The organism is Paraburkholderia youngii (assembly GCF_013366925.1).
In the GTDB taxonomy this organism is placed as follows: Bacteria; Pseudomonadota; Gammaproteobacteria; order Burkholderiales; family Burkholderiaceae; genus Paraburkholderia; species Paraburkholderia youngii.
This window is the reverse complement of sequence record NZ_JAALDK010000001.1, coordinates 2,556,761-2,575,760: the sequence shown is the minus strand read 5'-3', so window position 1 is coordinate 2,575,760 and position 19,000 is coordinate 2,556,761. Positions and strand designations below refer to the sequence as shown.

The window sequence follows — 19,000 nt, the reverse complement described above, 5'->3', positions numbered from 1 at the left end:
TGAGCGTTAGGTCCTTTGGGGCAGAACAAGGAGTGCGGTCATGAAGTCTCTACTCGCTATATTCGGCGTCGTTGCATGCGGCGCGGCCGTCGCGACTCTTGTGTCATGCGGCGGCGGGGGCGGCGGTAGCTCGAATTCGAGCAGCACGAGCCCGCCGGTTCAGTCGTCGTTCACAGCGACGGCGCTCGTATCCGATGGCGCGGTGCCGGCCGCACACACCGACGCAAATCTGAAAAACCCTTGGGGCGTCGCCTTCAATCCCAATGGTTTCGCCTGGGTCGCGGACAATGGCACCAATGTCGCGACGCTCTATGACGGCAATGGCGTGCCGCAATCGCTGGTCGTCACGATACCCGATGGCAAGAACGGCTCCGCATCGCCGACGGGCATCGTGTTCAACGGAACACAAAGCTTCCTCGTCACGGAAAACGGCAAGTCCGGAGTCGCTGCATTCATCTTCACGGGCGAAGGCGGCACCATCACCGCCTGGGCGCCCGCCGTCGGGCCGACCAATGCGTTCGTCATGTACGACGATGGTGCCGGTGGTGCCGTCTATAAGGGCCTTGCGCTCGCCGCCATGAACAATGGCAACTTCCTCTACGCGACGGACTTCCATAACAACAAGATCGACGTCTTCGATAGCTCGTTCACGAAGGTCTCGATGCCCGGCGCCTTCACGGACCCGGCGATGCCGGCGGGCTTCGCGCCGTTCGGCATTCAGGCGATCGGCTCGAATCTGTTCGTCACCTATGCAATGCAGGACGCAGCCAAACACGACGATGTCCCGGGCGCGGGGCTCGGCATGGTCGATGTGTACGACACCGGGGGCAATCTGAAGCAACGCTTCGCAACAGGCGGTTCGCTGAACGCGCCGTGGGGTATTGCGCAGGCGCCCGCGAGTTTCGGCTCGATGAGCGGCGCAATCATAATCGGCAATTTCGGTGATGGCATGATCAATGCGTTCAACGCATCGAGCGGGCAGTCGATGGGACCGATCAGTGGACCGAACAACAGCCCGATCGTCGAACACGGCATATGGGGCATCGCGTTCGGCAACGACCTCAGCAATCAGCCTTCCAGCACGCTCTTCTTCGCGGCGGGCCCGAATGACGAAGCAGATGGCGTCTACGGAAGAATCGATCTGAATACGGCAACGTCGAGCTCGGGCACGACCACGACCACGACCCCGGGCACGGGCACGGGCACAAGCGCGGGCGGAGGGATGAGCGTTGGAATGTAGCGCCAAGCGCGTAATGGACAAGCGCCGCTCTTGATGCGAGAGCGGCGGGATTTCTTTATCCTCGACCCGCGATAGCGGGATCGATCTCGTTGTGTGTCAGGCCGAAAGCCGCCATGCGAGCACGATGATCCGGTGAGCCCAGATATGAACGAAGGGCCTGGTTTACCGCCTGGATCAGATTGCTGTTACTTCTATTGAACGAGAATGCCCCGAGCGGCGGCTTCTGCTGCTGGCTCTTCGTTCCCGGTTCGTGCTCGACGGCCTCGAGCATTGAGCCTCCGATCCGGCTCGCCACTATCCGATTCCCCAAGGCCGTGCTCGCATAGGCATCGATGGCGCCGGAGAGCACCGCTTCGATAGCATCGGCCTGATGCTCGAAGACGGTAATCTGATCCTCGCTTACGCCAGATGCTCTCGCTGAGTCGTGCTGAACCTGTCCGGCTATGATGCCAACGCGCGCATCAGCGCGTTTGGCGAGTGACGCGTAGCTGTCGAGCGCTTTGGGGTTTCCAGTCCGAACCAGAAAACCGTCTGCGATCCCCCATACGGGGACGCTGAACGCGACCCTATCGGCGCGTTCTCGCGTGACGAACAGCGGAACGTTCATATCCCATCTGCCTGCTTCGACGCCGGGCAGGAGTTCACTAAACGATGTCAGATGGTGCTCGATCCGGGTGGCACCGATCGCCCGAAGCACCGTGTCGGCCAGAGCGATGTCGGCACCGGTGGCAGTACCATCTGTTTCCATCCAACCGAACGGGGGCTCTTCGATGTACGCAATCGTGACCTTCATGGCTGGGTCTCCCACTTCTTGCCGTTACGTAATGGTCGCAAACCTGCTACGCATTGCATCGCGCGAATCGGCAGTTTCTCAGGGAAAAAATTTTCGCGCTCGCCACAATTCGCGCTGCTGAAACGTCTTCAGGCGCATGGAACCGCCACCCACCTCGCACCCGATGACCGACCGAGACAGCGACATCACCGCGACCGTGGTGCGCGAGCGCACGAGGCTCGTCAATTTTATCCGGCGTCGGATACGCGACCCGGACGATGCCGAGGACATCCTGCAGGATGTGTTCCACGAATTCGTGCAGGCTTACCGGCTTCCGGCTCCGATCGAACAGGCGAGCGCGTGGCTTTTTCGCGCGGCGCGCAATCGCATCATCGATCGTTTTCGCAAGAAGAAAGAGCAACCGCTGGCCGATTTGTCCGAGGCCGAGGACGACGCCAGCGGCGAGTATCGCCTCGACCTCGCGCTGCCGGCGCACGATGCCGGTCCCGAAGCCCTCTACGCTCGCGCTGTATTGCTCAAGGCTCTGCAGGATGCGCTCGATGAATTGCCGCCGAATCAACGTGAGGTATTTATTGCGCACGAACTGGAGGGGCGGTCCTTCAAAGACATGGTGGCGGAAAGCGGCGTCGCGCTCAACACGCTGCTCGCGCGCAAGCGCTATGCGGTCTTGCATCTGCGCGCCCGACTGCAGGCCATTTACGACGAACTGGATATTTAGAGGAGTCGACGGATGAAGTTTCGAATCAGATGCGTGGGTAAAGCGCTGCTCGTGGTGATCGCGATAGCCGTGCTCGGGTTGGTGGTGATGACGTTATGGAATTGGGTGATGCCGGCGCTATTCGTCGGCGCCCGCGCGATCGACTTCGCGCATGCGTTGGGCTTACTGGTTTTGAGCCGCATCCTGTTTGGCGGATTCCGCGGACATGGCGGCTGGCGCGGACGGCGTCACTGGCGAAAATGGGAAGCGATGACGCCTGAAGAGCGCGAGCATTTTCGGGCGGCATGGCGATCGGACCGCGACCGGCGCGACGGAGATTGAACGTGCGCGAGGAATCGACGGTCGACTGCAAACAGCGGTCGGGCGTGATTGCGCCTGTCGTGCGGTCTTTGTGTGGGCGTGCCCCGAAGGCGCGATCAAGCTCGCCGGAACGGCATAGCGGTACACGTCAAGGAGCGCATATGGCTTCGTCAACCACGGATCTTCTGCGACGGCTTCACGAACAGAGTCAGACCGAGGTGATAGCCCGCGCACGCGCGCAATTCCAGGGATCGAGTGAGGAGTTTCTGACTCTTTCGGAGGATTACGAAACCCTCGCGCCGCGACTCCGTGGACGGTTTCTCGAAACGCTCGGACTATCCAGCGAAGATTTCGAATCGTCGCAAGGCCCGCCTTTATCGTTGGCGGTGTCGGCGGAAACGGGAAGGTTTTTGCGCAACATGGTGCTTTCGAACAAACCAGCTCGAATCCTCGAACTCGGCAGTTCGTGCGGGGTGTCCACGCTGTATTTCGCCGAGGCTCTTCGCATGTTAGGCAGTGGCATGGTTGTCGCGACTGAACTCGATGCCGGCAAGTGCGCGCAACTTCGGGCCCACGTCGGAATGGCGGGCGTAGACGCTTATGTCGACGTGCGGGAGGGCGATGTGTTCGAAACCGTTGCCGAGTTGGACGGTACTTTCGACATGGTGTTTATCGACGTATGGGCCGACAGCTATCTGAATCTGTTCAAGGGGATCGAGCGGCTGCTGCGGCCGGGGTCGATCGTTCTCGCCGACAATATGTACACAGCCGAGGACGCCGTTCGGCCATACAAGCGCTATCTCGACGGCGATTCGCGCTTTTCCACCACGACGCTGAACTTTGAATCGGGGGTCGAATTTACCGTTGTCGTGTCTTAGGCAGAAATCGGTTCATGTGCCTGACCGAACAGGCATGCAGGAGAAAAGGCCCTTTCCCCGTGAGGAAAGGGCTTTATCAGGCATTCCGCGGCAGCGGGCTCTATTGCTATTCACGCCGCCCCAACTTGCATCAAGCCTTCCATTCGTAGGGCTGCAAGAGTTCTTCGAGCGGCGGCTGGGTGACGTTCGCGGTGTAGTTCGTCATCGTCGAGGCGGCGACCACGAGGACGACATCAAGCACCAGCGCCTGATCGAAGCCGGCCTCGGTGAACGCAGCGATGTCGTGGTCGTCGATGCGGCCGCGCTTTTCGATCAGCGTGCGTGCGAGGCGTGACAGCGCCGCAAGCTTGGCGTCCTGCGGGAAGCGGCGTTCGCGGATCGCCTGCACGTCGGTCTCGGTCAGACCCTCCTTAAGCCCGAGGAATGAGTGGAATGCGACCGGCCAGGCGGAGCCATTGGTCACCGCATTCGTGAGCAGCAGTACCTGCATCTGCTGTTCGTCGAGGTTGCCGCCGTGCGCCTGATTGAACACACCCACGAGGGCAGTGATCAGTCTCGGTGAGCCCGCCATTTTGGCAGGCATATTGGGCACCATACCGAAGATCTCGGCGAGGCTGTTCAGCGCGGGCTTCGATTGTTCGGGTGCGGATTCGAGCGTATAGGTGGGAAAGTTGGCCATGGTATTTCCTTGAGGTTCGGGGGATATCGCTGGGTACGTTCGGGCGACATGCACAGATTAGTCAGAGGCGCGAGTCCCGCCAATTACATGGCAGGTAATAAACGAACCACACTATTCACGGGGCGCGGCGAGCAAAGCGATATGCCGCGCCTCAGCGGACTTACGGAATAAGCCTTCCGCCGCGCACGTTTACTGCACGTATCGCGCAATGCGCAAAGCGCTCATGCCATCGCACAGGCAGGGGTATCTGCTTGTCCGATAAATTGGCCGCGGCAATCGCTCGACGCCAGACACGCGCGATATGTCGATTCAAAGGAGGGCGCCATGTATGGCACTTACAGAATCGCCATCCTCGCGGCTGTGATCGCGCTCGGGATGACATCGCATTCAGGCTGGGCGGAGCAAACCGTTGATGCAACATTGCTATCGAACTCGATCCAGCTCGGGACGCACACCGTCAAGGCGGGTCCCATCACGCTTGAAGTCAAGAATGCTGCGGACAACAACATGGAACACGAACTCGTGGTGCTCAAGACAGATCTCTCGGACGATGCACTGCCCGTCAGCAGAGGACAGGTGCTGGAGCGCAGACTGAAAAAGATCGGCGAAGTGGAAGACATCGCGCCGGGCAAGAGCAAGCGCGTGTCGTTCAAGCTTGCGCCTGGCCACTACGCGTTAATCTGCAACAAGGCGGGACACTATGCAGCGGGAATGCACACGGCGCTCGTCGTCACGCCGTAGAGCATGCTTACTCACAAGCGAGCCACCGCAAACGGTGTTCGCCTTCACCAGGTGACAGTCGCAGCGGACCGTGGTTCTGTGCATGCATGGCTGGGCGCAGAAAAAAGAGCTAGCGTTTGATCAAATCGCAAAAAGGACTGCGGCTACGCAAAGCATCATGATGACCAGGCTAGAACGGTTCCTGAACGCATATACGATCGGGTCGTCATGCATCTGGCCTCGGAACGCTACCATCCAGACGCGGCTGATCCAGTACAGCACGAGAACAAAGAAGATCCAAAGCCTGTGGGGATGACGATACAACCCCGTGACGGCAGCAGAATTCATGTAGAGCGCAAGAACGAGCACCGCGACATAGCCCGCAGCGGGTCCAAACGAGCGCACGATGCTCATGTCCGCCGTTAGATAACCTCGGCCAGACGTGGAGTCCTTGCCCTCCCGCTGCATTTTGTCGAGTTCGGTATAGCGCTTCACCAACGCGAGACTGAGGAATATCATCACCGAGAACATGATTAGCCAGTCTGACGGCACGACATCGACCGCCGCGCCCCCGGCCACGATGCGGGTGGTATAGAGCGCAGCCAGCGTGAAGACATCTACGAGCATCACCCGCTTCAGGTGGAAGGAATAAGCGAGTGTCATTGCGACGTAACACGCTAGCACGAGCTGAAACGCCGGCGGCAGGAAAACCGCCAGGCTCGCCGACGCCAGCAACAGGACGAACAACATGCCAATGCCGCTAACTAGCGGCAACTCGCCTGACGCAAACGGACGTTTGCACTTGCGACTATGGCGCCTGTCCGCGTCGAGATCGAGCATGTCATTCAATATATATACCGAAGACGCACACAAGCAGAACGAAAGAAATGCGATCCCGGCAACCTTCAGTGCATCGATATTTGTAAAGCGATGCGACGCAAGAAGCGGCACGAAGATCAACAGGTTTTTCACCCACTGATAGACGCGCATTTCCCGTACGGCCAGTCTGAAGAGAGACCGTTTGTTATCGAAGATGACCGTGGTTTGATTCACCTTCCGCGCGGCCGCCTGGATGCTCGTTCCTCCAACGACGATCGCCGTGCGCGCCTGCTTCCACACCGGCAGATCGGCTCGCGCGTTTCCGCAATAGTCGAACCCTTGCACGCCAAACTCCGCCGTTAAAACCGACGCCTTGTTCGTGCCTGACAGATTGACCGACTCGTTGCTCGACATCACCCCTTTGAAGAATCCGAGGTGACGCGCGATCTGTTCGGCAAACCGTTGATTCCCCGCAGTGCAGAGATAGAGGTCGCGGCCGGCCGCGCTCTCTTTCTTCAGGAAGTCGATCAGGCGTCCGTTGTATGGCAGCAGTGACACGTCGATTGCGGCCCGTTCGGCTATCTGCGCTTTGAGATAACCCTTTCCGCGCAGCAACCATTCCAGACAATAGAGCAGATAGAGCGGATTTCGCTTGACGAGGGCGAAAAACGACTCGATCAGAAGATCGCTGGACGTCAGTGTCCCATCCAGATCAACGCAAAGTGGAATGGCAGCCATAGTGACCTCGATGTACCTGAATCGTCATCAAACCTTCCAAAGTTTGAGCAATGCAAAGCCACATTGAGCCGCTGGATCAGCCCGCGAGCGCACGCGCCGCTGCCGCGACCCATTTCTGCGTCGTCGGCTCGGTCGGGTTCATCTACTGATTCCAGTGAATTTTTCTACTTGAGAAGCGCAACTGCGGCTGGAACGCGCCATGCTGCAGTGAAGGGTGCGCGCACGCTCCCTGCATGAAGATCGTGATCGTCATGCACTCGACCCTTGTCTGACCGCATCGATCTGTCGATAGGGGTAGCACCACAGATTCGTGCGCGGACAATGAAGCCAATCGCTGGCTATTGCCTGTTCGCTGCGCAGCAGCGAAACGTTAGAACCTGAAGCGAGCATAGACCTGCCGGCTCTAAGCGGTGTGACAGGGGCTCGGAATGTGGTGATATTGGCCGATAACGTTGAACACTCACCACGTCAGGGTGCACGCCTCGACTTTCGAGGCACCCCCATCGAGCCGCGTTATTTGTGCGGCGCTCCGACAGCAGAAAAGTGCCTTGGCGGTTCGCGCAATGCGAGCTTGTGCAACGCCACACAAATGCACATAATCGGCAGTGTTCGACATCGCTATCGTTCCTCTTCTACTTCGTTCATCCCAACCCCGGCCGTGCGTTGTGTTGTCGTGGGCATGCTTCGATGGTCAGAGCGGTGACCTGATAGAGGGCGGGCATGCGTCGACGGACGGGGGGGCTCCATCAACCAGAGAAGGCCCGCATTTCCACGATGACGAAAGACGCCACTCAGCGCGTGAACTCCACGCGGAAATCGATGAGGATGCAAGCCGCCCTCGAGCGTGTGAACTGGACGCAGCTGTGCGACCAGATCCTCATTTTCGTATTCGGCTCGTCGCTATATGCCGCAATCCTCTACAACTTCGACATCAATAGCGGCGTGCTGGCGGGAATCTGGGCGTTCGCGATCGTTGTAGCCGTCGTCATCTATGGCTATGTTTCCCGTTTCGAATGGCGCACCACGATCGTTACGGTACTATTCATCGCGGTGGTGTTGTTTGCGTTCGGATTCCTGCGGGAATTCAGTTTCGACGGCTTGAACTACCACGTCGCGACACCGCTATCGATAGATCACACCCTGAACGGCATTGCCGATACCGATGCACTGGGCGGAAGCTTCTGGGCCGAACACTACCCCAAGGCATTTGAATATTTTGCATACACGGCCAAGGTTCTGGCTTCACGATTCAATAGTGGAAAGTCATTTACGCTATTGCTCAGTGTTCCTGCCTGTGTTGCTCTAATGCGTGTGCTCCAGTCAGCGGGAATATCTGCCAGAGCTTCACTGATTGCTTCGGCTTGCTGCGTTTATAACCCGGTGGTGCTCGGCCAGGTGACGAGTTTTTATGTCGACGCTGCGCATTACTTCTGCTGGGTCATCTTTTCGGTCCATTTGCTTTTCGCCCTCAAGCGTAGGCCTTATTCCAGAGTTCAACTAGGTATCGCACTCGTGCTTCTGATCGGCTCGAAGCTGACAGGACCGGCCTTCGCCGCTATCTCGATCGCTGTTCTCTTCACAGCGGCGTTTATTGGCGGCGAAAAGAGACGCTTTCTGACTCAGAACCGGGGAGTTATCGGAGAGCTGGTCATCTGGTCTTTTGTTGCTGTCGTAGTGATCGGCTATTCGCCGTACGTGGAGAACATAGTCGCTGGAAAACACCTTTTCTACCCCGTGCTGGGCAGCGACAAGATCGATATCATCGGTGGAAGAGTGTCAGCAGACTTTCTTGCAATGAATCCTTTGCAAAGGATATTCCTCTCGTATTTCTCGCTGCCGCTGGATTGCAGGCCGTGCGAGAACGCGGAGCCTACCTTCGTCCCGTCATACGCGCACTTGCGCGACGCGTTTATCGCGCTGCACACGGCTGCTACGCGTTTTGGCGCATTCGGACCCTTCTTCGGGGTTATGTTTATTGCGTGCATCGCTTCTTTGTTCTGGAGGAGGAGAGGCGGCGGTGAGATTGCGAAGATATTTCTTCTCGCGACGTTAGCGAGCGTCCTGCTACATCCGCAATCGTGGTGGGCCCGCTACGTCCCGATGTTTTATATGGTCCCTTTTCTGGTCATTGCGGGCTTTTCATCCGCTCGGAAACTATTCCATGTGGTAGTCGCCGTCGCCATCGCGAATTCGGTTCTCGCTGCGGCAAGCGTTACCGGCTACCTCCTGCTGAAGGAAACGCACTACAAAAACCAGGTGGCTGCAGTGCGCACCATGTGCGGTGAAGAACCAATATTGCTAGCATCTTCGGAGATGAATTGGGAAGCGGATTTGCGCGACGACCGTCTCGTGGTTGTTGCGGCGGGAAGGCATCCGGCCAATTCGAGTTGTCCCGTGAACTTCGACGAGATGATGGTAATGAAGAAGTAGGCGTCTAGCGCGTGATCCTCTCTATTGCTCAAGCGACAGAATGGGTCGTCATTGTTCTGCAGGACTGCGGCGGGTCTGCTAGCTGAAGACCACTGTCGAGTGGCACCGATCTATTTGAGCCCCAAACGCTGTCTGACCAAGCTGTGCAACTCGGGAAGAGCCTTCCGGCGCACGAACGATTCTGGGTCCTCAATGTCGATTTCGTGAAGAGTCTGATTGGGCCCGGCTACGGGGACTGAAATCGGCACCCGAGATCTTGCGTTCTGCGGCGGTATCCAGGTTCCTACCAATTTGCCATTTTGGCTGATGACAGCGATTTTCGACATTTCAGTTCCAGTCCTGGATATTCAGATTGTGCGGAACCGGACGCGAACCGGGATTTGTGATCGTAATCGTGTAATTCAGACCGTTATTAGTCGCGATCACGCCCTGATTGACGGTCACCAGCACGTCGCTGCCGATCACATCGTCGATGATGTTTGCTGGCAATGCCCACATCAAAGACGGATTTGCAGCGTGGCGCAAAAGAAGCTATTCGGGAGATGACGCAAAGCGAGCATCAACGAACTGATCCGGCCCGTCTCAGCTAGAGATGGCTCGAACCTGTCGCGATGCCGCCTGCATCCGTAGGGACTTCTGTTTTTCCAACCATTGCAGCGATTCCTGCACGACCTCGGGTGGAACTTCGTTGAAGGACGCGTTGCGAATCAGCGCCTCGCTTGCGGCAATGTCGTTGAACTGCCCCAGCTTGTTCTGCACGGATGTCAGTTCCTTGATGGTGCGACCGTGTCCGCCTTTGATAACGGGTTGAAAAAACTCCAGCAGGTACCTCAGTTTTTTGCCTGCTTTTCTGACATCGTGGAGCTCCTCCTCGTGGGGGTCCACGCTACGTGCAGCGCGTTTGCTGCGCTTTTGAAGTGCGCGTTGCGCTAAACGGACACGCTTTTCGGCGAACGCCCGAATGGCTAGACCGTCGCAGCGCGACAGCAGTGTGGTTTGCGCGCGAAGCAGGGCATCGTTCAGGAACGCCTCGACATCGTCGCTTTTGATCATCGTCTGACTATGCACGACCGCCTGCGCTCGCCTCTCGCGCGCCGCGGCCACCAGCGGTTCGATCGAGGCGCCGGACTGCTGGGCGGCTTTCAGCAGATCGCCTGCTATGTCCCAGTCACGCGTTCCGCCTGCGACGGCCGCAAGACGCTTGAATTCTTCTGTGACTTGGGCGGTCGATTCGTCTCCGAGGTATGGGGAGTACGCCCAGTACAAAGCCCGAAGCTTTCTGAAAGCAACGCGAAGCTGATGAAACCCTTCGGCGTCGCTCTGCGTGGATAGCTCTTTTGCCCTTTGCACGGCTTCAGCCACCACCGGCGCCGCGAGCGACGAGAAGGTACTGGCAATGGAACTCGATTTAGACAGTGATGAACCGGCCGTCCGGCGGTTGACCTTGAAGAGCGCATTTGGCCGTGGCAAGGACCAGTCACCATCCATATCCATTGCAGCCTCGAATCGGAAAAAATATACTGCCGAGACCTTACCACAGGGAGCATCGACCGCCGCGATTGTGACGCGCTGATGACAGGCTTTGCCGTGCCGCGCGTTCATGGTCCGCGCTTCGAAAACATCACCGCATTCTGCGGTTCTGTATTAGCATGCTCAACTATGTCTGATAACGCCCGATACGCCGCCGCGTCGTGAGCGTCTTGAGAGCATCCAGGGCATAAGTGGGAGTCCGGTTTGAAGAAACGCGCCACCGTGATCTGTCGCAGAGGTAAGCGAATCCTTCTGGTCGCACGTAGTGCATCAAAGTGGGCTTTGCCGGGCGGGATTCTCAAGCGCGGCGAACACCGCACCGACGCCGCACTTCGGGAACTCAAGGAAGAAACACAACTCTCCGGGAAGTCAGCCAAGCACCTTTTCGACTTCCGCGGCAAGCAGAAGCACCATCACGTGTTTTCCTGCGAAATTCCGAATCGCGCCAAAGCTCGCCCGAGTAACGAAATATCCAGGTGTCGCTGGTTTCACCTGGATGACATTCCTCGCCTCGTGACCACCGGGCCGACAACCGATATCGTGAAGCTGATGAATCAGCGGCGCAGAAAGTAGCACTGCCAGCAGTGGGACGAGCGAGACCGGCGCACCAGTCTCGCTCCAATTTCAAAGTCCCGCCAACTACGCCGCCAACTTCAGCGCCTGCTCAAAATCGGCAATCAGGTCGTCGGTGTCCTCGATGCCCGCCGAGAGCCGCAGCATGCCGTCGGAAATCCCCATCGCCTTGCGCGTTTCCGGCCCGGCTTCGAAAAAGATCGTCGGCGCAACGGGAATGATCAGCGTGCGCGTGTCGCCGAGACCGGTCGCCTTGACCGGCAGCTTGAGCGCGTTGACGACTTCGACCATGCGATCCGCGTTGAGCAATTCAAACGACAACAGCCACGAGGCGCCCTTGAACAGCGTCTGAGCGATCTCGTATTGCGGATGGCTTTTCAGGCCAGGATAGAACACTTTGCCGATCGCTTCGTGCCCTTCGAGAAACTGCGCGAGCGCGAGCGCATTGTCGCTGCTTTGTTTCACACGCAAGGCGAGCGTTTCCGCGCCCATCGCGATCGAGTGCGCCTGCTCGGACGACAATGACGCCCCCATGTCTCGCAAGCCCTTCTTGCGGATCTGCAGAAGCCCCTGATCCTTCGCCGCCGAGCGCCGATAGTCGTCGGCGATATTCGGATACGCGCTCCAGTCGAACAGGCCCGTATCCGTCACCGCGCCACCGAGCGCGGCGCCATGACCCGCGATGGTCTTGGTCAGCGAGTTGATGACGAGGCTCGCGCCGACCGCCTTTGGCTTGAACAAGGCAGGCGAGGTGATCGTGTTGTCGACCACGTACGCGATGCCGCGCTCGCGGCACACGTCACCGATACCTTGCAGGTCCGGAATCTGCGTGCCCGGATTCGCGATGGTTTCGACGAACACCATGCGCGTATTCGGCCGGATTGCGTTCTCCACGTCGTCGAGGTTGCACGCGTCGACGGTCGTCACTTCGACGCCGAGCGCCCGCAATGTGCCGAACAGACTGTTGGTGTTGCCGAACACGTAACGGCTCGACACGAGATGATCGCCCGCGCGCAGCAGCGTGAGGAACGTCGCGGTGATGCCGGCCATGCCGGTGCTGAAGCAGACCGTGCCGACGCCTTCTTCGAGGCTGGTGATCTTGCGCTCGAGCGCGGCGGTGGTGGGGGTGCCTTGCCGTGCGTAATTGAAGCCGCCTTTCTTCGTGCCCTGGAACACGCCGATCAGGTCCTCGACGCGCTCGAAACCATATTGCACGGACGTATGAACTGGCTGACGCAAGGCGCCGTGCTCAGTGCCCGCGGTTCTGTCGCCGTGAACGATGCCAGTGGTGAAACCTTGCTTGTCCATTCCTTCTCCGCCTTTTCAGATCGATTGCTTCCGACCGATTATCGCCTGTAACCGTCCGCCGGCGAAGTCCTTGGCGTCCCGCCCGGCGGCGCCGGGCTTTCCGAATGGTGCAAAACGCGCTCCGCGATGTTGCGCTGCGGGGTTGACTAGCCTCGGTGGCACGCACAGGCTCTAAGTCTCCATCGACCAGCACTGGAGGAAACGTGGCCAAGCCGAATACGGCGCGCATCATTGCCGCGCAGGCGAGTCCGTGCGACGAGCTCGTCATCCGCACACAGCCCCTCACGATTGACCGCCCATGCCGGCGCAAGCGGCTCGCGCTCGCCGCGACCATCGCTGGTTCGAGCATGGCGTTCATCGATGGCTCCGTCGTCAACGTCGCGCTGCCGTCCATTCAGAGCGAACTCGGCGCGAGCGTCGCGGCGATGCAGTGGGTCGTCAACGCGTATCTGCTGTTTCTCGGCTCCCTCGTGCTGGTCGGCGGATCGATGGGCGACAAACTCGGCCGACGCACGGTGTTCATTGCGGGCGTCGGGCTTTTCACGCTGGCGTCGGCCGCTTGCGGGTTTGCACCGAATGCGTCTGCGCTGGTCGCCGCGCGCGCGGTTCAGGGCATCGGCGCGTCGCTGCTCGTGCCCAGCAGTCTCGCGATCATCGGCGCGGTGTTCGACGACGCCGCGCGCGGACGGGCGATCGGCACCTGGGCGGGCGTCGGCGCGATCACGTCGGCCGTGGGGCCGGTGGCGGGCGGCTGGCTCGTCGATGCGTGGTCGTGGCGCGCGATCTTCTTCCTGAACGTTCCCCTCGCGGCGCTGACGATCGCGCTCGCGATATTGGCGGTGCCCAACAGCCACCGCGCCGATGCACCGCGACAGATCGACTGGCCCGGCGCACTGAGCGCGGCCACGGGACTGGCCGCGCTGACGTTCGGCCTGACCGAAGCATCGGCGCGTGGCTTCGCGCATCCGCTCGTGTTCGGTGCGATTGGCGCCGGCGTGCTGATACTCGCGGCATTCGTGATCGTTGAGGCGCGCAGCCCTAACCCGATGGTGCCGCTCGATCTGTTTCGCTCGCGCGACTTCACCGGTGCCAATCTCGTCACCCTGCTGCTTTACTTTGGCCTTGGCGGCGCGTTCTTCTTCCTGCCGTTCACGCTGATCCGCGCGCATGGCTTCAGCGCGACCCAAGCGGGCGCGGCGCTGTTGCCGGTGCCTTTCATCATCGGTCTGCTATCGCGCTTCACCGGCGGTCTGACGAGCCGCTTCGGTTCGCGCGCGCTGCTGACCGTTGGCCCGGGCGTCGCCGGAATCGGCTTCACGCTGCTGGCGCTGCCGTTCGTGCGCGGCAGCTACTTGACTGGGTTTTTCCCCGCGCTCGTCGTGCTCGGGCTCGGCATGACGATCACCGTCGCGCCGCTCACCACGACCGTGATGAGCGCGGTGCCTAGCGACCGCACAGGCGTAGCGTCCGGCATCAACAACGCGGTTGCGCGCGTGGCGGGCCTGCTGGCGATTGCGGTGCTCGGCATCGTCTTCCTGTGGTCGCATCACGCGGCGCTATCGGCGCGCCTCGACGAACTGCACGTACCGCAAGATGTGCGCCAGAGCGGGCAACTGCTGGCGCCGGTCGAGCAAGGGGGAGCGGCAGCAAGCGCCTCGCCTGCGCCGCGCGACACAGCCGTGGCGCGCGCGCAAGCCGATTCGATGACCGACGCGCTGCGCGCCGTCGCGCTCGTCTGCGCCGCGTGTGCGTTCGCTGGAGCGGGGCTGGCGATGGCGACCCTCCAGCCGCTGAATCGGGCGGCGGTAGCGCGCCCACAGTGAGAGTCGAAACTCAGTGGTGAACGGGCCGTACCGGCGACCCCGTCGGGCGTATCACCGCGGCCGCTCGCGCCTCGATTCTTTCCGCGGACGAAGTAGGCTGATGCGGAATGGTTGCGCTGTCGTACCCGTTCATTTGTTCATCGATGACGAAGTCCGCGACTCTCATCGCGTCCATCGCGTTGCCGTCCACGTCGTTCCACTCGCGAATCGCGCGATTGATCTTGGTTAGCGCGGTGACGGCGAGCAGGATCGCGTCGGTCTCGGTGATCTTGCCTTCGAGATCATCGACGAGGTAATCCGCAACACGTAGCGCCGCGCCGATCAGATTGGTGTCGTCGCTCAAGTCCGTCAGTACCGCATGAACCACTGCGAGGCAAGCATCTTTGCGTGCAAGTGCGATGTCCGTCATGAGGTTCTCCAGAGTCGAGGTGCCAGCACAATTTACTCCGAGTGCTCCCTGCATGTCGAATGCGCCCGCGGCGAAGCCGCCACCGCGTTGCCTTTACCAGCGCTGGTGGACGTGGGGCGCGATATGGTGCTGATAGATTTCCCGGACCCGCTGCATGAGCTCGTCGGACAGCGGCGCGAGGCTCGCGGCCGATACGTTCGACGCCGCCTGGGCGGCGTTTTTACTGCCAGGGATGATGACGGAGACGGCATCCTCCATCAGGATCCAGCGCAGGGCCAGTTGCGCCATCGAGGCGTCCGCGGGTACGAGGCCGCGCAGTTCGTCGACCGCCTTCAACGCGATGTCGTAGGGCACGCCGGAGAACGTTTCGCCGACATCGAACGCCTCGCCATGCCGATTGAATGCGCGATGATCGTCCGACGCGAAAACCGATTCCGCGGACAGCTTTCCCGTGAGCATGCCGCTCGCCAGAGGCACTCGCGCGATGACCGCAACGTCTTTCTTTTGCGCCTGCCTGAAGAACAGATCGGCGGGACGCTGACGGAACATGTTGTAGATGATCTGGACCGAAACCACATTCGGATATTCGATCGCCTTCAGCGCTTCTTCCACCTTTTCGACCGACACGCCGTAATAGCGGATCTTGCCGGCGGCGACGAAGTCGTCCATTGCGTCGAACACTTCGGGACGGTAGTACACCTCGGTCGGCGGGCAATGCAGCTGCACCAGGTCGAGCGTGTCGACGCCGAGGTTGGAGCGGCTCCGGTCGATGAACGCTTCGAGCTCGCGCCTGTTCAGATAGCCGCTGGTCACATGCGGGTCGAGTCGGCGCCCGAGCTTCGTGGCGACGATGGGACGTTCGCCGCCTCGTTGCCGCAGCACGTCCCGGATGATCCGTTCGGAGCGACCGTCGCCGTAGACATCGGCCGTGTCGATGAACGTCACACCGTTATCGAGCGCGGCGTTCAGCGCTGCCTTGGCGTCATCTTCCGCAACACTGCCCCACGAGCCGCCGATCGCCCATGCCCCAAAACCGATTTCCGACACATTCCAGCCGGTACGACCAAATTTTCTCGTCGAAAGCGTCATTTGGATGTTCATCCTCTGTTTTTGCGAAGTAGCGTCGCAGGTGCTTCATTACCCTTGCGGGAGTGCCGGCGACCTTGGTACGTAGTGTAGCAAGCGGGCGGGGGCGTATGATTGCCACGGCATCGGAACGGCCGCTCTGACAACAGGAAGTGGAACCGGGATAAAGGTGGCGCAATGACAACCAACGCAGGTTCTGACGACATCGCGAACGAGGCCATCACACCATCGCGAACCGCGCTCATCGTGATGCACTACCAGACCGACATTCTCGGACTGTTTCCATCGGTCGCGCCGGCGTTGCTCGCCAATACGCGCAGGTTATGCGACGCGGCCCGGGCCAAAGGCGTCAGCGTCTATTTCGCCAATCTCCGGTTCAGTCCGGGCTATCCGGAAGTCAGCCCGTTAAACAGGAACGGGCAGGGAATCAAAAAACTTGGCCTCTTCCGCGAAGACCGGACCGCGCCCGAGTTGGGCCAGCAGGCCAACGAACCACTCCTCATCGCGCATCGTGCGAGCGTGTTCTTCGGCACCGATCTGGAGGCGCGACTCTCCGCGCAAGGTATCGATTCGCTGATGATGGTCGGCATCGCGTCGACCGGAGTCGTGCTCTCCTCGGTCGCGTACGCGAGCGACGCGGACTTTCGCCTGTACACGGTCAAGGATTGCTGTTACGACCCGGACCAGGTGGTCCATGAACATCTGTTTGCGACGGCGTTCGATTCACGCACGACGGTGCTGTCACTGGCGGACGCGTTGCTACTGCTCACATAGACCGATACCGACGACTCGACCCGTTAGCCTCGGCATGCCATTTGCTGACTGAAACCGGAAGACAAACTCACCAGGCGACAAACCGTGGCGCCGAAAGCAACGGACATCAGCTCGTTTCAGATTTTCGAGAGCGTCGTCATCCGCTTGTACGACGGCGGGGTGCTGTCGCCGGCGGTGCTTGAACGTGTCGTCGGCGCTTTCGCACAAGCGAATGTCGACTGGCATAGCACCGTGCAGGGCCGTTCGGTAGATGGCCGTTCACTGCACGAAATCGTCGCGCTGACGATGCTGCCCGGACAGCCGCTTCGATCGGCATCGGCATCCTTCATGTCCGTGATCGAACACATCGCGGGCGTCGCCTCTCAAGCCGAACCGAAGCCCGCGAGACGCGGTAGAACAGCCGTAGCGCCGGCGGACAAAACGGAAGCGGAAGCGGAAGCGGAAACGGAAACGGAATCGCAAGAACTGCTTGCGCAATTGTCCGGCAACGAACCACCCGGCAAGCGCCGCCGCGCGAACCAACAACACGATCGGCCGGCGAACCCGCACGGCTATAACCCGTTCGTCAACGCCCGGCCGCCGCGCTCGAAGAAACCGTGACCCCGGTCGCGGCTCGCTTCGCATGCGCCAGGCGCTGGCGTCCCCGCAGATCCCGATTCCCACGCTGCCGTACACTATCCGCTGGCCGCATCGCCCGCGGGCCGTCAGCTCCCACCCATGCCCACTCCACTCGATCCCGCCAACTGGCTAACCGCCCGCCGCGATGCCGAAACCGGCATCGAAAGCCTGCGCGCGCATTTCAGCGGCCACGCCTACGATCCGCACGATCACGACGACATGCTGATCGGCTACACGGAGCAGGGCGTGCAACGCTTCCAGTGTCATCGGTCGTTGCACACCAGCGTGCCGGGCCGCGCGATCCTGATCGAGCCCGGCGCGCTGCACGACGGTCACGCGCCCGAGGCGGGCGGCTTCACGTACGCGATGCTGTATCTGCCGCAAGCCTGGGTCGAGCGCGCGGCGCGCCGGCTCGACCTGCCGGGACTGGCCGGCGTCGAGGCGGTGTTCGGCCACACGCTCGTCGACGACCATGCTCTCGTCGATGCGATCCGCCAGGCGTTCGTCGCGATTCATGGCAACGAGGGCCGGCTCGCGCGCGACCAGACGCTCGATCGTCTGCTGCTGCGACTCGGCGCACAGTTGCGCGACGCGCCGCTCGCCGGCGACCCCGCCGCGTCGCCCGCGATCGCGCGGGTGCGCGATCTGCTGCACGAACAGATGGACGGCAGTCCCGGGCTCGACGAACTCGCCGAAGTTGCCGGCATCGACCGATTCAGGCTGACGCGTCTGTTCCAGCGCGCGTTCGGCACGTCGCCGCACGCGTATCTGGTGCGCTTGCGCCTGCGCGCCGCGCGGCGCCTGCTCGCGGCCGGCCGCACGCCCGCGCAGGTCGCGGCCGAAGTCGGCTTCTCCGACCAGAGCCATCTCGGCCGCTGGTTTCGTCGCGCGTACCGGATGACGCCAGCCGCGTACCGGCAGATGTGCACAAACGTTCCAGACTGATCGCGCGGCATCGTCGATCATGAGCGGCTCAACGAAGGAGTCGTCATGTTCGATACCAAAGTGGCGCTGATCGTGCGCAGCGATCTCGCGGTCTGGCAGAAGCTCAATGTGGTCGCGTTTCTCGCGACCGGCGTCGCGGCCGCGGCGCCCGATGCGCTGGGCGAGCCCTACGAGGATGCCGCCGGGCACCGCTACGGCCGCATGCTCGGCCAGCCGATGATGGTGTTCGCCGCCGACCGCTCCGGTCTGCAGGGTGCGCATCGGCAGGCGCTGTCGCGCGAGCTCAGAATCGTGCCGTATGTGCACGCGATGTTTTCGACGGGGCATGACGCGGCGAACCGCGCAGTGTTTCGCGCCGAGGACGCGGCCAATCTCGACCTCGTTGGTCTCGCGCTGCACGGACCGAAGAAAGCCGTCGACAAGGCCGTGAAAGGTTTGGCCTTGCACGAGTGAGTCGACGAGTGCGCGAGCCGCTCGATTGTCGACGGCACTCGCGCCGAAGCTAAAAAAAAGCGTTTGCCGCGCCGGACCTGAATTGCGTTAAAACAAAAAAGCTTATTCGGCGAATGCACGAGGCATCAATTGCCGCTTCATTTCACATCGTTTCGACTCTCGAAAC

At 60.7% G+C, this 19,000-nt stretch carries 20 protein-coding genes; 12 read left to right on the top strand and 8 right to left on the bottom strand.

What is annotated here, in order from left to right; all coding sequences use genetic code 11:
• Nucleotides 1-40: 40 nt before the first annotated feature.
• Nucleotides 41-1,240, top strand: coding sequence for a TIGR03118 family protein (locus G5S42_RS11970; protein ID WP_176106928.1), 1,200 nt, complete (start codon nt 41-43; stop codon nt 1,238-1,240).
• Between the two features lie 55 nt (nt 1,241-1,295).
• Here G5S42_RS11970 and G5S42_RS11965 read toward each other — a convergent pair whose 3' ends face one another.
• The gene (locus G5S42_RS11965; protein WP_176106927.1) at nt 1,296-2,033 is read right to left on the bottom strand and encodes a transporter substrate-binding domain-containing protein; all 738 of its coding nucleotides are present in this window, start codon (nt 2,031-2,033) and stop codon (nt 1,296-1,298) included.
• A gap of 136 nt (nt 2,034-2,169) precedes the next feature.
• Between G5S42_RS11965 and G5S42_RS11960 the strand changes: the two genes are divergently transcribed.
• The 3 genes from G5S42_RS11960 to G5S42_RS11950 all read left to right on the top strand — a co-directional run bounded on the left by G5S42_RS11960 (nt 2,170) and on the right by G5S42_RS11950 (nt 3,929).
• A complete protein-coding gene (locus tag G5S42_RS11960; RefSeq protein WP_176106926.1) occupies nt 2,170-2,751 on the top strand; it encodes an RNA polymerase sigma factor in 582 nt (193 codons plus the stop codon).
• A 12-nt stretch (nt 2,752-2,763) separates the two neighbouring features.
• On the top strand, nt 2,764-3,072 hold the full coding sequence (locus G5S42_RS11955) for a hypothetical protein (RefSeq protein ID WP_176106925.1): 309 nt from the start codon (nt 2,764-2,766) through the stop codon (nt 3,070-3,072).
• 140 nt (nt 3,073-3,212) lie between these two features.
• Nucleotides 3,213-3,929: an O-methyltransferase gene (locus G5S42_RS11950; RefSeq protein ID WP_176106924.1), complete on the top strand. Its 717-nt coding sequence runs from the start codon at nt 3,213-3,215 to the stop codon at nt 3,927-3,929.
• A 130-nt stretch (nt 3,930-4,059) separates the two neighbouring features.
• On the opposite strand, the gene G5S42_RS11945 is transcribed toward G5S42_RS11950, so the two are convergent.
• A complete protein-coding gene (locus G5S42_RS11945; RefSeq protein ID WP_176106923.1) occupies nt 4,060-4,608 on the bottom strand; it encodes a carboxymuconolactone decarboxylase family protein in 549 nt (182 codons plus the stop codon).
• A 324-nt stretch (nt 4,609-4,932) separates the two neighbouring features.
• On the opposite strand from G5S42_RS11945, the gene G5S42_RS11940 reads away from it, so the two are divergent.
• On the top strand, nt 4,933-5,349 hold the full coding sequence (locus G5S42_RS11940; RefSeq protein ID WP_176106922.1) for a cupredoxin domain-containing protein: 417 nt from the start codon (nt 4,933-4,935) through the stop codon (nt 5,347-5,349).
• A gap of 120 nt (nt 5,350-5,469) precedes the next feature.
• Here G5S42_RS11940 and G5S42_RS11935 read toward each other — a convergent pair whose 3' ends face one another.
• Nucleotides 5,470-6,885 carry a UbiA family prenyltransferase gene (locus G5S42_RS11935; RefSeq protein ID WP_176106921.1) on the bottom strand — a complete coding sequence of 472 codons (1,416 nt, stop codon included), beginning with the start codon at nt 6,883-6,885 and terminating at the stop codon, nt 5,470-5,472.
• Between the two features lie 825 nt (nt 6,886-7,710).
• Here G5S42_RS11935 and G5S42_RS11930 point away from each other — a divergent pair.
• A complete protein-coding gene (locus tag G5S42_RS11930) occupies nt 7,711-9,315 on the top strand; it encodes a hypothetical protein (protein WP_246391959.1) in 1,605 nt (534 codons plus the stop codon).
• Nucleotides 9,316-9,642: 327 nt separating this feature from the next.
• On the opposite strand, the gene G5S42_RS11925 is transcribed toward G5S42_RS11930, so the two are convergent.
• Entirely contained in the window at nt 9,643-9,813 is a 171-nt protein-coding gene (locus tag G5S42_RS11925; protein ID WP_217710221.1) for a hypothetical protein, read from the bottom strand.
• An 84-nt stretch (nt 9,814-9,897) separates the two neighbouring features.
• Nucleotides 9,898-10,809: a CHAD domain-containing protein gene (locus G5S42_RS11920; protein ID WP_176110488.1), complete on the bottom strand. Its 912-nt coding sequence runs from the start codon at nt 10,807-10,809 to the stop codon at nt 9,898-9,900.
• A 240-nt stretch (nt 10,810-11,049) separates the two neighbouring features.
• Between G5S42_RS11920 and G5S42_RS11915 the strand changes: the two genes are divergently transcribed.
• On the top strand, nt 11,050-11,418 hold the full coding sequence (locus G5S42_RS11915) for an NUDIX hydrolase (protein WP_176106920.1): 369 nt from the start codon (nt 11,050-11,052) through the stop codon (nt 11,416-11,418).
• Between the two features lie 66 nt (nt 11,419-11,484).
• On the opposite strand, the gene G5S42_RS11910 is transcribed toward G5S42_RS11915, so the two are convergent.
• Nucleotides 11,485-12,726 (bottom strand): cystathionine gamma-synthase family protein, encoded by a 1,242-nt coding sequence (locus G5S42_RS11910; RefSeq protein ID WP_176106919.1) that lies wholly within the window; start codon nt 12,724-12,726, stop codon nt 11,485-11,487.
• A 203-nt stretch (nt 12,727-12,929) separates the two neighbouring features.
• Between G5S42_RS11910 and G5S42_RS11905 the strand changes: the two genes are divergently transcribed.
• Nucleotides 12,930-14,549, top strand: coding sequence for a DHA2 family efflux MFS transporter permease subunit (locus G5S42_RS11905; RefSeq protein ID WP_176106918.1), 1,620 nt, complete (start codon nt 12,930-12,932; stop codon nt 14,547-14,549).
• A 10-nt stretch (nt 14,550-14,559) separates the two neighbouring features.
• Here G5S42_RS11905 and G5S42_RS11900 read toward each other — a convergent pair whose 3' ends face one another.
• Together G5S42_RS11900 and G5S42_RS11895 are read right to left on the bottom strand one after the other, a co-directional pair.
• Nucleotides 14,560-14,958 (bottom strand): hypothetical protein, encoded by a 399-nt coding sequence (locus tag G5S42_RS11900; protein ID WP_176106917.1) that lies wholly within the window; start codon nt 14,956-14,958, stop codon nt 14,560-14,562.
• Between the two features lie 93 nt (nt 14,959-15,051).
• Nucleotides 15,052-16,047: an aldo/keto reductase gene (locus tag G5S42_RS11895; RefSeq protein WP_176106916.1), complete on the bottom strand. Its 996-nt coding sequence runs from the start codon at nt 16,045-16,047 to the stop codon at nt 15,052-15,054.
• Between the two features lie 174 nt (nt 16,048-16,221).
• On the opposite strand from G5S42_RS11895, the gene G5S42_RS11890 reads away from it, so the two are divergent.
• The 4 genes from G5S42_RS11890 (at nt 16,222) to G5S42_RS11875 (ending at nt 18,834) form a co-directional block, all read left to right on the top strand.
• The gene (locus tag G5S42_RS11890) at nt 16,222-16,818 is read left to right on the top strand and encodes a cysteine hydrolase family protein (protein WP_176106915.1); all 597 of its coding nucleotides are present in this window, start codon (nt 16,222-16,224) and stop codon (nt 16,816-16,818) included.
• Between the two features lie 84 nt (nt 16,819-16,902).
• Nucleotides 16,903-17,418 carry a hypothetical protein gene (locus G5S42_RS11885; RefSeq protein WP_176106914.1) on the top strand — a complete coding sequence of 172 codons (516 nt, stop codon included), beginning with the start codon at nt 16,903-16,905 and terminating at the stop codon, nt 17,416-17,418.
• Between the two features lie 117 nt (nt 17,419-17,535).
• A complete protein-coding gene (locus G5S42_RS11880) occupies nt 17,536-18,381 on the top strand; it encodes an AraC family transcriptional regulator (protein ID WP_176106913.1) in 846 nt (281 codons plus the stop codon).
• Between the two features lie 45 nt (nt 18,382-18,426).
• Nucleotides 18,427-18,834, top strand: coding sequence for a PTH2-like family protein (locus G5S42_RS11875; RefSeq protein WP_013092622.1), 408 nt, complete (start codon nt 18,427-18,429; stop codon nt 18,832-18,834).
• Nucleotides 18,835-19,000 lie beyond the last annotated feature (166 nt).